This window comes from Quisquiliibacterium sp., from assembly GCF_982640115.1.
On record NZ_CEXFHW010000007.1, the window covers coordinates 35,251 to 47,960 of the forward strand.

Sequence of the window (12,710 nt, forward strand, 5' to 3'; positions counted from 1 at the left end):
CGCCGGGCTTGCCGGCCGCCCTGTTCGAGCCCCATCCTCCCCTTGAAGACCTCGCTCCAGCTCAAGCTCAGCCAGCACCTCGCGCTGACGCCCCAGCTGCAGCAGTCGATCCGGCTGCTGCAGTTGTCCACGCTCGAACTCAACCAGGAGCTCGACCAGATTCTGGCCGACAACCCGCTGCTCGAGCGCCTGGACGACCCGCTGGTGGGCGCCATCCGGCTCGACGCGGGCGGCAGCCTCGCGGCCTCGCGCAGTGCGGGCGAGGGCGGCGGCCAGGGCGAATCCGGCCACGAGGGCGAACGCCGCGAGGCGGGCGGCGGCGAGACCGAACGGGCCGGCGCCGAGGGTACCGACGGCGGCGGTGACGGCGGGAGCTTCGACGATGCCGAGCGCGGCGGCGACTGGTCGGGCAGCGGCAGCGCGGCCGGCGACGATGAGAACGACGACCGCGCGATGCCGCAGCTCGCGGCCACCGGCCGCACCCTGCGCGACCACCTTGCCGGTCAGCTCGCCGCCACCCAGTGCAGCCGGCTCGACCGGGCGCTGGTCGAACTGCTGATCGACAACCTCACCGACGACGGCCTGCTCGACGGCAGCCTCGAGGAAATCGCGGCCATCCTGCCGGCCGAGCTCGAGATCGACCCCGACCAGCTGCACGCGGCGCTCACCCTGTTGCAGAGCTTCGACCCCGCAGGGGTGGGCGCCCGCGACCTCGCCGAGAGCCTGCGTCTGCAGCTCGCCGCCCTGCGCGCCGAGCAGCCGGGGCGGGCCAGTGCCGAGGTCTTCGCGCTCGCCCGCGCCCTGATCGAGCACCACCTCGCCTTGCTGGCGGCCAAGGACTTCGCCCGCATCAAGCGGCTGCTGCACTGCGACGACGCGGCGCTGCGCGAGGCCCAGGCCCTGATCCGCAGCCTCAATCCGCGGCCGGGTGCGGCCTTCTCGATCGACGAACCCACCTATGTGATTCCCGATGTGGTGGTGCGTCGCACCCGCGCCGGCTGGACCGCCGCGCTGAACCCCGATGTGCTGCCCAAGCTGCGCATCAACGACATGTACGCACAGATCCTGCGCCGCAACCGCGGCGCCGGGGCCGGCGGCCTGGGCGCGCAGCTGCAGGAGGCGCGCTGGCTGATCAAGAATGTCCAGCAGCGCTTCGACACCATCCTGCGGGTGTCGCAGGCGATCGTCGAACGCCAGAAGGCCTTCTTCTCGCATGGCGAGGTGGCGATGCGTCCGCTGGTGCTGCGCGAGATCGCCGAGGAGCTCGGTCTGCACGAGTCCACCGTCTCGCGGGTCACCACCCAGAAATTCATGCTCACGCCCTCGGGCACCTTCGAGCTGAAGTACTTCTTCGGCAGCCATGTGGCCACCGAGGCCGGGGGCGCGGCCTCGAGCACCGCCATCCGCGCGCTCATCCGCCAGCTGGTGGCCGCCGAGGATCCGCAGCAGCCCCTTTCCGACAGCCGGTTGGCCGACATGCTCGGCGAGCAGGGTATCGTGGTGGCAAGACGCACGGTGGCCAAGTACCGCGAGTCCCTGCAGATCGCGCCGGTCGCCCAGCGCAAGGTGCTCTGACCGGCACGCCGCTCGCAAGTCCTCGTCTCGGCCCGGCGCCGCGCGTCCCACTGGTTGTCAACCCGGCCCGATCATCGTCGGGCCACCTCTGGAGGCGCCATGAACCTGTCGATCAGCGGTCACCACCTCGAAGTCACCCCCGCCATCCGCGACTACCTGCTGCTCAAGCTCGAGCGCATCACCCGGCACTTCGACCGGGTCATCGATGTCAAGGTGTTCCTCAGCGTCGACAAGCTGGCCCAGAAGGCCGAAGTGAGCATCCATGTGCCCGGCCGGGACATCTTTGCCGAGTCCACCGACCAGGATCTGTACGCCGCGATCGACAGCCTGGCCGACAAGCTCGACCGGCAGATCCTCAAGCACAAGGACAAGACCACCGGCCATGGCCATGACGCCATGAAGTACGCACCGGTCGCCTGATTTTCCTGCATTGCGAAACCCCAGCCCGGCTTGCCGGGCTTTTTCTTGTGCGCCGCGCAAAAAAGTCCGCCCAAGCCCCGACGCCCTACCTATAATCAATCGCTCCATCACCGAATTCCGGGGCATCCGGACGGCCTGCAGGTCGTCGTTCCCGGTTGCCGCGTCCGATGAGCCGACTCGCCCGCCTGCTCCCGCCCACCAATGTCGTGACCAACCTCTCGGTCACCAGCAAGAAGCGCCTGTTCGAGCAGGCCGGGCTGCTGTTCGAGAACAACCAGGCCATCGAGCGCGGCAAGGTCTTCGACTCTCTCTTCGCCCGCGAACGGCTCGGCTCCACCGGCCTGGGCGAGGGCGTGGCCATTCCGCACGGCCGCATCAAGGGCCTGAAGGAAGCGGTGGCGGCAGTCGTGCGTCTGGCCGAACCCATCCCCTTCGATGCGCCCGATGGCCAGCCGGTGCGCCTGCTGGTGTTCCTGCTGGTGCCCGAGCATGCCACCGAGGAGCACCTCGAACTGCTCTCCGAGCTCGCCGAGCTGTTGTCCGACCGCGCCGTGCGCGACAGCCTGGTGGCCTGCGACGACCCCGCCCAGATGCACCGCACCCTGGCCGGCTGGGCACCCTACCGGCCGGCGGCCTGAGCCCGCGACCATGACCGTCACGGTCCGCCAGATGTTCGAGGCCAACCGTGAGGCCTTGCAGCTGCGCTGGATCGCCGGCGAGGCCGGCGGCAGCCGGGACATCGCGCCCACCCGCGCCGCGCCGGCCGACCTGCTTGGCTACCTGAACCTGATCCACCCCTCGCGCATGCATGTCTTCGGCCAGGCCGAGACCGCGTACTACCTGCACCTCGACGAGTCCCGGCGCCGGGCCATCCTCGACGATGTGGTCAGCGGCAACCCGCCGGCGGTCATCGTGAGCGAGGGCATCGAGCCCGATCCTGGCCTGGTCAGCCGCTGCCGGGCCGCCAACCTGCCGCTGCTGTCCTCGGGGCTGCCCGGCGCGCGCATCATCGACACGCTGCGCAGCTGGCTGGGCAAGGCCACCGGCGACAGCACCTCGATGCACGGCGTGTTCATGGACGTGCTCGGCCTGGGCGTCCTGATCTCCGGCGAGTCGGGCCTGGGCAAGAGCGAGCTCGCGCTCGAGCTCATCAGCCGCGGCCACGGCCTGATCGCCGACGATGTGGTCGACTTCAAGCGCATCGCGCACAACGCCGTCGAAGGCAGCTGCCCGCCGCTGCTGCGCAACATGCTCGAGGTGCGCGGCCTGGGCCTGCTCGACATCCGCACCATCTTCGGCGAGACCTCCATCCGCCGGAAGATGCGGCTCAAGCTGATCGTGCATCTGGTCCGGCGCAGCACCATGGAGAACGAGTACGAGCGGCTGCCCCTCGAGGCGCTCACCCAGGACATCCTCGGCCTGGCAGTGCGCAAGGTGGTCATCCCGGTGGCGGCCGGCCGCAACATGGCAGTGCTCACCGAGGCGGCGGTGCGCAGCACGGTGCTGTCGCTGCGCGGCATCGACACCACCCGCGAGTTCGTCGAGCGTCAGCACCAGATGATCGAGCAGGGCGGCCAGGCCTGAATCCCGCGATGCGCGTCGTTCTGATCACCGGCATCTCCGGCTCCGGCAAGTCGATCGCGCTCAATGTGCTCGAGGACGACGGCTTCTTCTGCGTCGACAACCTGCCGGTGCGCTTCCTGCAGGAGGTGATCGCGTCGCTCGCCGGCGCCGGGCACGAGCGCGTGGCGGTGGCGATCGACGCCCGCAGCGGCGAGTCGGTGAGCGAGCTGCGGGCCAATGTGCCGCGGCTCGCCAGCCTGGGGCACGATGTCAAGACCCTGTTCCTGAATGCCGGCACGGCCACGCTGGTGCAGCGCTACGCCGAGACGCGTCGGCGCCATCCCATGACCATGCAGGCCGCCGAGCCGGCCGAGCGCGGCACCCTGGTGGAGGCCATCGAACGCGAACGCGAGGTGATGGCGGTGCTCGAGGATGTCGGCCTGGCCATCGACACCACCGATCTGCACCCGAATGTGCTGCGCCAGTGGGTGCGCGAGGCGGTGGGTGCGGGGCGCGCGCCGCTCACGCTGCTCTTCGAATCCTTCGCCTACAAGCAGGGCGTGCCGCTCGACGCCGATCTCGCCTTCGATGCGCGCTGCCTGCCCAACCCGTACTACGACACCGAGCTGCGCCCGCTCACCGGGCTGGATGCGCCGGTGGACGCCTATCTGCGCGAGATCCCCTCGGTGCTGCGCTTCGTCGAGCATATCGAGGGCTTCCTGCGCACCTGGCTGCCGTTCTACATCCAGGAGCACCGCAGCTACCTGACCGTGGCGGTGGGCTGCACCGGCGGCCAGCACCGCTCGGTGTGGTGCGTGAAGGAGCTCGCCCACCGCTTCCGCCGCACCGAGCATGTGCTGGTGCGGCATCGGTCGCTGGCCCAGCGCCGGCTGGTGGCATGAGCGCAGACCACGACGGCAACGGCCTCATCGCCGACCTGCCGATCTTTCCCCTGGGCAGCGTGCTGTTTCCGGAGGGCGTGCTGCCGCTGCGCATCTTCGAGGCCCGCTACATGGACATGGTCAAGGCCTGCCTGCGCACCGAATCTGCCTTCGGCGTGTGCCTGATCACGCGCGGCGGCGAGGTCGGCGAACCGGCCGAGCACGAGACCATCGGCTGCCTGGCGCAGATCCGCGAGTGGGACATGGAGCAGCTCGGCGTGCTGCGCATCCGCTGCGTGGGCGGGCAGCGCTTCGAGGTGCTCGAGCGGCATCTGCAGAAGGACGGACTGGTCCGCGCCCGCGTGCGCCTGATCGACCCCGATCCGGCCGCGCCGGTGCCGGCGGAGTTCGCGGTGCTGCCGCAGCTGGTGCGCCGCATTGTCGACGACCTGGTGGCGCGCGAGACCGACACCATGCGGCAGATGGTGGCCGAGCCGCTGCGCTATGAGGATGCGGGCTGGGTGGCCAACCGGCTGTGCGAGTTTCTGCCCATCCCGCCGGGCACGCGGCACCGGCTCATGGCCCTGCCCGATCCGCTGATGCGGCTGTCGCTGGTGCATCAGTTCCTGGCACAGCGCCAGGTGATCTGAGCCGCGGCCGCCGGCGGTCGCGGCTGGCCACCGGCTGCCGGATCAGGATCCCTCGGGTGACCCTCCGGGCGGCCTGAGCGAGGCCAGCAGGCGCCGGGCCGGCACGGGCAGTGCCGCGTCGGCGCAGGCGCTCAGGGGCCACCATCGCCAGTCGGCGGCCGTTGTCGGCGGCGGGCTCGTGCTCACCGCAGCCGTCGTGGGCAGCGCGCGCGCGCGGGTCAGCGGCAGGTCCACCCGCCAGGGCGCGATCACCAGCCGGAAATGGGTCAGCGCGTGCTCGAAACCCGGCAGCGCCTGCGCCGTTCCGCGCTCGGCGGTCACGGTGCGCGCGCCGGCGCCAGCGTCGCCGGCGCGCTCGTCGTGACCGGCATCGGCGTCAATCGCATCGGCGTCAATCGCATCGACCTCGCCGGCATCGGCCAGCAGGCCGATCGCCGCCGCCAGCGCCTGGGATGCCGAGGTCGGCGGCTGCGGACACACCGGCGGGCACCACAGCCCGCCCCAGATGCCCTGCTCGGGGCGACGCTGCAGCAGCACCGCGTCACCGCGCAGGATCAGCAACAGCGGCAGGTCGCGTCGTGGCACCGCCCGAGGCTTGCGCGGCTGCGGCCAGGCGGTCGGCTGGCCGCTCGCCAGCGCCTGACAGTCGGCGGCCAGCGGACAGCGATCGCAGGCCGGACGGCTGCGGGTGCACGCCGTCGCGCCGAGGTCCATCAGCCCCTGGGTATAGGCCGGCAGTCCGGTGGCGGGCAGCCGCGCCTGCGCCAGCGCCCAGAGCCGCTCGAGCACCGCGCCCGAGGCGGGATCGCCGTCGATCGCCCCATGCCGCAGGAACACCCGCTTCACATTGCCATCGAGGATGGCCGCACGCGCGCCCACCGAGAAGACCGCGATCGCGGCCGCCGTGGATCGGCCGATGCCGGGCAGGCTGACCAGCAGCTCGGGGTCGGTGGGCATCGTCCCGCCGAAGCGGACCATGACCTCGAGCGCGGCCCGGTGCAGATGCCGGGCGCGGCGGTAATAGCCCAGCCCGCTCCAGAGGGCGAGCACCTGCTCGGCCGGCGCGGCGGCGAGGCTGGCCACATCAGGGAAGGCCGCCAGGAAGCGCTGGTAATACGGAATCACCGTGGCCACCTGGGTCTGCTGCAGCATGACCTCGGACAGCCAGATCCGATAGGGGTCGCGGCTGGCCTGCCAGGGCAGGTCATGCCGGCCATGGCTGCGCTGCCACGCGATCACCCGACCGGCGAAGGCGCTCACGCGGCGGGACGCCTCAGCGCTGGCAGCCCGGGCACCAGTAGGTGGCCCGCTGCTGATGGTGCGCCATGCGGATCGGCGTGCCACAGCGCCGGCAAGGCTCGCCCTGGCGACCGTAGACCAGGCACTCGAGCTGGAAGTATCCGCTCTGGCCGTCGGCGCCGGTGAAGTCGCGCAGCGTGCTGCCGCCGCGCTCGATGGCCAGGGCCAGGGTGGCCCGGATCGCCTGCGCCAGCGCCTCGCAGCGCCCCGCCGACAGGCGCGCGGCGCGGGTGGTGGGCCGGATGCCGGCCCGAAACAGGCTCTCGGAAGCATAGATGTTGCCCACGCCGACCACCACCTGCCCGGCCAGCAACAGCTGCTTGATGGCCACCCGGCGCCCGCGGCAGCCTCCGTGCAGGAGCGCGCCATCGAAGCCGCCCTCCAGCGGCTCCACGCCCAGGCGGGCGAGCAGCGGATGCGCGGCGACCGGGCCCTTCGCGGCCTCGTGCCAGAGCAGTGCGCCGAAACGGCGCGGGTCGTGCAGACGCAGCCAGCCGTGCCCGAAGCCGATGTCGACATGGTCGTGGCGCTGCGGCGGCTCCCAGTGCTCGAGGAAGCGCAGGCTGCCCGACATGCCCAGGTGCAGGATGAGCACACCGTGGCCGAAGTGCAGCAGCAGGTACTTGCCGCGCCGGTCGATGCGCTCGACACGGCGTCCGGCCAGCAGACCGGACAGGTCCTGGGGCAGCGGCCAGCGCAGGGCGCTGGCGCGCAGTTCGGCACCGCGCACGGTATGCCCGAGAACGCGGGCGCGCAGGCCGCGGGCAACGACTTCGACTTCGGGGAGTTCAGGCATGGGCTTGGTTGCCGCCGAGTGTAATTGAACCTAAGATCGATTCATGAAGCCGCTCCCAACGACGCGCGGCGCCCAGGGCCGCGGTCCCCGCCGCCGCGCGCCGCGGCCACTCGCCCGACTGGCCGCCTCCGCCCTCCTGCTGCTCTGCGCCCTGCCGATGCCCGCCGTGGCCGAGAAGGCGGGCACTGCGACGACCGCCCCGCCTGGCGTGGAGCTCACCGCCGACATCGTCTTCCAGCTGCTCGCCTCCGAAATCGCCGCCCAGCGCGGGCAGATCGGCAGCGCCACCGCCACCTACCTCTCTCTCGCCCGCAAGACCCGCGATCCCCGGCTGGCCCAGCGCGCCACCGAGTTCGCGCTCACCGAACGCTCCCTCGACCGCGCCCTGCAGGCGGCCCGCCTGTGGCGGGAACTCGCGCCCGCCTCGCCGGTTGCCACCCAGACGCTCGAGACCCTGCTGATCTCCACCGGCCGGCTGACCGAGGCCCGGCCCCTGGTCGGCGCCCGGCTGGCTCGCGCGCGCGCCGGCGGCGATCTGCCCGAAGCCTACGCGCAACTGCAGCGCGCCCTGGTGCGCGCGCCGGACAAGACCGCCGCGCTGGCCCTGCTCGATGAACTCGCCGCGGCCGATGCGCAACTGCCGGAGGCCCGGCTGGCCCTCGCCGGTCTGGCGCAGGCGGCCGGCCTCGCCGAGCGCGCCGCCCAGGAGGCGGGCAGGGCCTACGCGCTGCGGCCCGACGATGAGCGCCTGGCCCTCACCGCGGCGCGGCTGCTCCAGGAGAGCAGCGGCAACAGCGTGGCCTCGCTGCGCCTGCTGGCCGGCTTCCTCGAGCGCCAGCCCGCTTCGCTCGAGGCCCGCTTCCAGTACGCGCGACTGCTGGCCGCCGCCGGCCGCACCGACGACGCCCGCCGCGAGATGGAGAGCGCGCTGCGGCAGAGCCCCGACAACCCGGCCATCCTGTTCTCGCTCGCGCAGTTCGCGCAGCAGGCCCGCCAGCCCGAGGTCGCCGCCGGCCATCTGCGCCGCCTGGTGGCCCAGCCCGGCGTGCCCGAATCCGACAAGGCCGGGGCCTATGCCTTCCTGGCGCAGGTGGCCGAGGAACGCAAGCAGTTCGACGAGGCCATCGACTGGCTGGCCCGCATCACCGATGGCGACGCGGCGTGGCAGGCACTGCTGCGGCGCGCGCTGCTCACCGCCCGTGCCGGCCGCATCGATGCCGCCCTGGCGCTGCTCGCCGAGTCCAATCCGCTCACGCCCCGCGACCGCGCGCAGCGGGTGGCCACCCAGGCGCAGGTGCTGCGCGAGGCCGGCCGCAGCGCCGAGGCCTTCGCGGCACTCGACCAGGCCCTCGGCGCGCAGCCCGACAACCCCGACCTGCTCTATGACCATGCCATGGCGGCCGAGCGGCTCGACCGCATCGATGTCATGGAAGCCAGCCTGCGCAAGCTGATCAGCGCGCGCCCCGACCACGCCCATGCCCACAATGCGCTGGGCTACAGCCTGGCCGACCGCGGCCTGCGGCTGGAAGAGGCGCAGGCCCTCATCGAGCGCGCGCTGCAGCTGCTGCCCGATGACCCGCACATCCTCGACAGCATGGGCTGGGTGCTGTTCCGCCGTGGCCAGACCGAGCGCGCGGCCGAGTACCTGCGCCGCGCCTACGCCCTGAGCCCCGAGGCCGAAATCGCCGCGCACCTCGGCGAGGTGCTCTGGAAGCTCGGCCGGGCCGACGAGGCCCGCACCCTGTGGGGCGAGGCCCGCCGGCGCGAACCCGACAACGCCACCCTGAAAGACACGCTGGCCCGGCTCAATGTCGCGCTCTAGCCTCGCGGGGGTGCTGGCCGCCGCCGGCACGGCGGCACTGCTCGGAGCCTGCGCCACCCCGGCGCCGCCGGTGGCCGAACCACCCACCGCCGAAACCCGCTACACCGGCCGCTTCTCGGCGAGCTGGCGCGGGCCCGCCGACGCCGATCTCGCGCAGCGCGCCGCGGGCGGCTTCAGCCTGCGCATCGCCGCGACGGGCAGCGAGCTCACCATCGCCACGCCCCTGGGCCAGACCGTGGCGGTGGCCACCCTGGGCGCGCAGGGCGCGAGCCTGGTCACCGCCGACGGCCAGCGGCTCTCGGCCCCCGACGCCGGCCAGCTCACCGAGCGGGCTTTCGGCTGGCCCGCCCCGATCGCCGAGCTCTCGCGCTGGCTGGCGGGGCCTCAGGGCGCGCCCACCTCGCCGGGCGCCGCCCGCGCCGGTCCGGGCTCCGATCCGGTCAGCTTCACCGATGCCGGCTGGCGGGTCAGCATCGAGGCCTGGCGCGATGGCTGGCCGCAGCGGCTCACCCTGCGCTGGCCCGAGGGCGGCATCACGGCGCCCGCGGCCGGACGGGTCAGCCAGGTCGAGCTGCGCCTGCTGGTCGACTCGGCCGAGCGGCACGACATGGGCAAGGGCGACGGCGGCGGGCGCGTCGGCAGCAGCGGGAGCCGGCCATGATCCGCGCCCTGCGCCACCTGCCGGCGCCGGCCAAGCTCAACCTGTTCCTGCATGTGACTGGGCGCCGCGACGACGGCTACCACCTGCTCGAGACGGTCTTCCAGCTGATCGACCTCGCCGATGCCGTCCATCTCGACACCCTGCCCGAGGGCCGCATCGAGCGCGACCGCGAGATTCCCGGCGTGCCCGCCGACGATGACCTCACCGTTCGTGCGGCCCGCCGGTTCGCGCAGGCAAGCGGCTGCCGGCTCGGCGTGCGCATCGGCCTCGACAAGCGCATTCCGATGGGCGGCGGCCTGGGCGGCGGCAGCTCCGACGCGGCCACCGTGCTGCTCGGCCTGAACCGGCTCTGGGGTCTGCACTGGCCGGTCGACGCACTGGCCGAACTGGCGCTCGACCTGGGCGCCGACGTGCCGGTGTTCGTGCGCGGCCACAACGCCTATGGCACCGGCATCGGCGAGCAACTGCAGCCAATCCGCCTGCCGGCCCGCCACTTCGTCGTGGTCGCACCGGCGCAGGCGGTGCCGACCGCGGGCGTGTTCTCGGCCCCTGAATTGACTCGGAATACCCGACCCCTTACACTCGACAGTCTTTCGTGCGAGTGGTCTGGCCTTGAAGGCCGCAATGACCTGCAGCCGGTGGTCGAGGCTCGCTACCCCCGGGTGGCGCAAGCACTCGGGCAGTTGCGGCAGGCAGCGGCTCAGGCAGGCGCCAATCCGGCAGCAGTGCGCATGAGCGGTTCGGGTGCCTGTGTTTTCGTGCCCGTGCCCAGCGCGTCGGCAGGTCGGGGGTTGGTGCAGGCCCTGGGGGAATCGGCGCCGGGCAGTCAGGCCTGGCTCACCGGGTCGCTCGGCCGGCATCCGCTGTGCGAATGGGCCTTCCGTCAGCAGTGAGCAGTCGATCGCGCGGTGGTTCCCGCGCGGGTGGTTGAAGCAGGCATCCGCCGGCAACAGCCGCCCCAAAGAACCGTTGGGGAGTCGCCAAGTTGGTTAAGGCACCGGATTTTGATTCCGGCATGCGAGGGTTCGAGTCCTTCCTCCCCAGCCAAACCCCTCCGCCTCGCCGTTCCGCCACCGACCACCGGATCCGCCATGCAGCAGGCCACGCGCCGCAACGCTGAAGCCTTGTCGCCCGAAGGGCTGATGATCTTCACCGGCAACGCCAATCCCAAGCTGGCGACCGATGTCGCCTCGCACCTGCACATGCCCCTGGGCAAGGCCACCGTCGGCCGATTCTCCGACGGCGAGGTCATGGTCGAGATCCTCGAGAACGTCCGCGGCAAGGATGTCTTCGTGCTGCAGTCCACCTGCGCGCCCACCAATGACCACCTGATGGAGGTCATGATCATGGTCGACGCGCTCAAGCGCGCCTCGGCCGGCCGCATCACCGCGGCCCTGCCCTACTTCGGCTATGCCCGCCAGGACCGCCGGGTGCGCTCGATGCGGGTGGCGATCAGCGCCAAGGTGGTGGCCAACATGCTGCAGATCGCCGGCGTGGAGCGCGTGCTCACCATGGACCTGCACGCCGACCAGATCCCGGGCTTCTTCGACATCCCGGTCGACAACATCTACGCCGCGCCGCTGCTGCTGGCCGATGTCCACAAGCAGCAGTTCGAGAATGTCATGGTGGTGTCGCCCGATGTGGGCGGCGTGGTGCGTGCCCGCGCGCTGGCCAAGCGGCTCGACTGCGACCTCGCCATCATCGACAAGCGCCGCCCCAAGGCCAATGTGGCCGAGGTCATGAACATCATCGGCGATGTCAGCGGCCGCACCTGCGTCATCATGGACGACATGGTCGACACCGCCAACACGCTGGTGAAGGCCGCCGCGGCGCTCAAGCAGCAGGGCGCGCAGCGGGTGCTGGCCTACTGCACGCATCCGGTGCTGTCGGGCGGCGCGGTCGATCGCATCGCCAACTCGCCCCTCGATGAGCTGGTGGTCACCGACACCATCTCGCTGCCCAAGGACGCGCGCTCGTCCACCAAGATCCGCGTGCTGAGCTGCGCGCAGCTGCTGGCCGAGACCATCCTGCGCATCAACCGCGCCGACTCGGTGTCGTCGCTGTTCGTCGACTGATCGTCAACGCCCCGCCGGCAATGCCGGCATGCTTTTTCAGGCGCCTGCCCCGGGCTTCCGGGTCGGGCATTCGCAACGCCCCGTCGTTCTGGTCGCGGACCCGGGGCTTCTTCAGGAGAACGCGATGAAAGTCGTCGCCAACACGCGTCAGCTGCAGGGTTCCGGTGCGAGCCGCCGCCTGCGCCGTGCCGCCAAGGTCCCGGGCATTCTGTACGGCGGCAACGCCACGCCCACCATGATCGAACTCGATCACAACCCGCTCTACCACGCCCTGCGGGTCGAGGCCTTCCACGCCTCCATCCTCGACATGGAGCTCGACGGCAAGGCCGAGCGCGTGCTGCTGCGCGCGGTGCAATGGCACCCGTACAAGCCGCTGATCCAGCACATCGACTTCCAGCGGGTGGCCGCCGATCAGAAGATCGTGCTGAAGGTGCCGCTGCACTTCACCAACCAGGAGAACTCCCCGGCGGTGAAGCTCTCGGCGGCGATCATCAGCCATGTGATCACCGAGATCACCGTGTCCTGCCTGCCGGCCGATCTGCCCGAGTTCGTCACCGTCGACCTGACCAGCCTGCAGGTTGGCCAGACCGTGCATGTGCGTGACATCGCCCTGCCCTCGGGCGTGTCGGTGGTGCTCGGTGGCCGCGAGAACCCGGCGGTCATCACCGTGTCCGTGCCGGCTGCCGCCGAAGAGGTTGCGCCCGCTGCCGCCGCCCCCGCCAAGAAGGGTGCCGAGAAGAAGGCTCCGGCCAAGAAGTAAGGCCGCATCCGCCGGCTGCCGCCCCCAGGTGGCGGCCGGCGGCGCCTTCTGCGCGGTGGCCGGTACATCGGCCGAGGCGGGTGCGGCCGATTCCTCTTCGCTGGCGCCGCCCTTGGTCGTGACCGTGACCACCGCCGGGTTCTCCTTGCCCTTGAGCACCGGCTTCACGCCGGCCGGCATCTTCAGGTCGAGCACCTTGATCACGTCG

At 71.6% G+C, this 12,710-nt stretch carries 13 protein-coding genes and 1 tRNA gene; 12 read left to right on the forward strand and 2 right to left on the reverse strand.

Annotated features, from left to right (window positions below; genetic code table 11):
- The first annotated feature begins 42 nt into the window (after positions 1–42).
- From AC2H6A_RS01785 to AC2H6A_RS01810, 6 genes are all read left to right on the forward strand, one after another.
- Positions 43–1,575 carry an RNA polymerase factor sigma-54 gene (locus AC2H6A_RS01785; RefSeq protein ID WP_484271411.1) on the forward strand — a complete coding sequence of 511 codons (1,533 nt, stop codon included), beginning with the start codon at positions 43–45 and terminating at the stop codon, positions 1,573–1,575.
- 99 nt (positions 1,576–1,674) lie between these two features.
- Positions 1,675–1,995 (forward strand): ribosome hibernation-promoting factor, HPF/YfiA family, encoded by a 321-nt coding sequence (gene hpf, locus AC2H6A_RS01790; RefSeq protein ID WP_484271412.1) that lies wholly within the window; start codon positions 1,675–1,677, stop codon positions 1,993–1,995.
- Positions 1,996–2,162: 167 nt separating this feature from the next.
- Positions 2,163–2,633 carry a PTS sugar transporter subunit IIA gene (locus AC2H6A_RS01795; protein ID WP_484271413.1) on the forward strand — a complete coding sequence of 157 codons (471 nt, stop codon included), beginning with the start codon at positions 2,163–2,165 and terminating at the stop codon, positions 2,631–2,633.
- A 10-nt stretch (positions 2,634–2,643) separates the two neighbouring features.
- Positions 2,644–3,579 (forward strand): HPr(Ser) kinase/phosphatase, encoded by a 936-nt coding sequence (gene hprK, locus AC2H6A_RS01800; RefSeq protein WP_484271414.1) that lies wholly within the window; start codon positions 2,644–2,646, stop codon positions 3,577–3,579.
- Between the two features lie 8 nt (positions 3,580–3,587).
- Positions 3,588–4,460, forward strand: coding sequence for an RNase adapter RapZ (rapZ, locus tag AC2H6A_RS01805; RefSeq protein WP_484271415.1), 873 nt, complete (start codon positions 3,588–3,590; stop codon positions 4,458–4,460).
- Complete coding sequence (locus AC2H6A_RS01810) at positions 4,457–5,089, forward strand: LON peptidase substrate-binding domain-containing protein (RefSeq protein ID WP_484271416.1); 633 nt, start codon at positions 4,457–4,459, stop codon at positions 5,087–5,089. Before rapZ ends, AC2H6A_RS01810 begins: the two co-directional genes overlap by 4 nt.
- A 42-nt stretch (positions 5,090–5,131) precedes the next feature.
- Here AC2H6A_RS01810 and mutY read toward each other — a convergent pair whose 3' ends face one another.
- Complete coding sequence (mutY, locus tag AC2H6A_RS01815; RefSeq protein WP_484271417.1) at positions 5,132–6,349, reverse strand: A/G-specific adenine glycosylase; 1,218 nt, start codon at positions 6,347–6,349, stop codon at positions 5,132–5,134.
- 13 nt (positions 6,350–6,362) lie between these two features.
- Positions 6,363–7,184, reverse strand: coding sequence for a bifunctional DNA-formamidopyrimidine glycosylase/DNA-(apurinic or apyrimidinic site) lyase (gene mutM / locus AC2H6A_RS01820; protein WP_484271418.1), 822 nt, complete (start codon positions 7,182–7,184; stop codon positions 6,363–6,365).
- A 157-nt stretch (positions 7,185–7,341) separates the two neighbouring features.
- Between mutM and AC2H6A_RS01825 the strand changes: the two genes are divergently transcribed.
- The 6 genes from AC2H6A_RS01825 to AC2H6A_RS01850 all read left to right on the forward strand — a co-directional run bounded on the left by AC2H6A_RS01825 (position 7,342) and on the right by AC2H6A_RS01850 (position 12,502).
- Positions 7,342–9,006: a tetratricopeptide repeat protein gene (locus AC2H6A_RS01825; RefSeq protein WP_484271419.1), complete on the forward strand. Its 1,665-nt coding sequence runs from the start codon at positions 7,342–7,344 to the stop codon at positions 9,004–9,006.
- A complete protein-coding gene (locus AC2H6A_RS01830) occupies positions 8,993–9,667 on the forward strand; it encodes an outer membrane lipoprotein LolB (RefSeq protein ID WP_484271420.1) in 675 nt (224 codons plus the stop codon). Before AC2H6A_RS01825 ends, AC2H6A_RS01830 begins: the two co-directional genes overlap by 14 nt.
- Positions 9,664–10,560: a 4-(cytidine 5'-diphospho)-2-C-methyl-D-erythritol kinase gene (ispE, locus tag AC2H6A_RS01835; RefSeq protein ID WP_484271421.1), complete on the forward strand. Its 897-nt coding sequence runs from the start codon at positions 9,664–9,666 to the stop codon at positions 10,558–10,560. The genes AC2H6A_RS01830 and ispE overlap by 4 nt, the downstream gene beginning before the upstream one ends.
- A 77-nt stretch (positions 10,561–10,637) precedes the next feature.
- Positions 10,638–10,714: transfer RNA gene (locus tag AC2H6A_RS01840), tRNA-Gln, on the forward strand.
- 95 nt (positions 10,715–10,809) lie between these two features.
- On the forward strand, positions 10,810–11,742 hold the full coding sequence (locus tag AC2H6A_RS01845) for a ribose-phosphate pyrophosphokinase (RefSeq protein WP_484271425.1): 933 nt from the start codon (positions 10,810–10,812) through the stop codon (positions 11,740–11,742).
- Between the two features lie 124 nt (positions 11,743–11,866).
- On the forward strand, positions 11,867–12,502 hold the full coding sequence (locus AC2H6A_RS01850; RefSeq protein WP_484271422.1) for a 50S ribosomal protein L25/general stress protein Ctc: 636 nt from the start codon (positions 11,867–11,869) through the stop codon (positions 12,500–12,502).
- Positions 12,503–12,710: the final 208 nt, after the last annotated feature.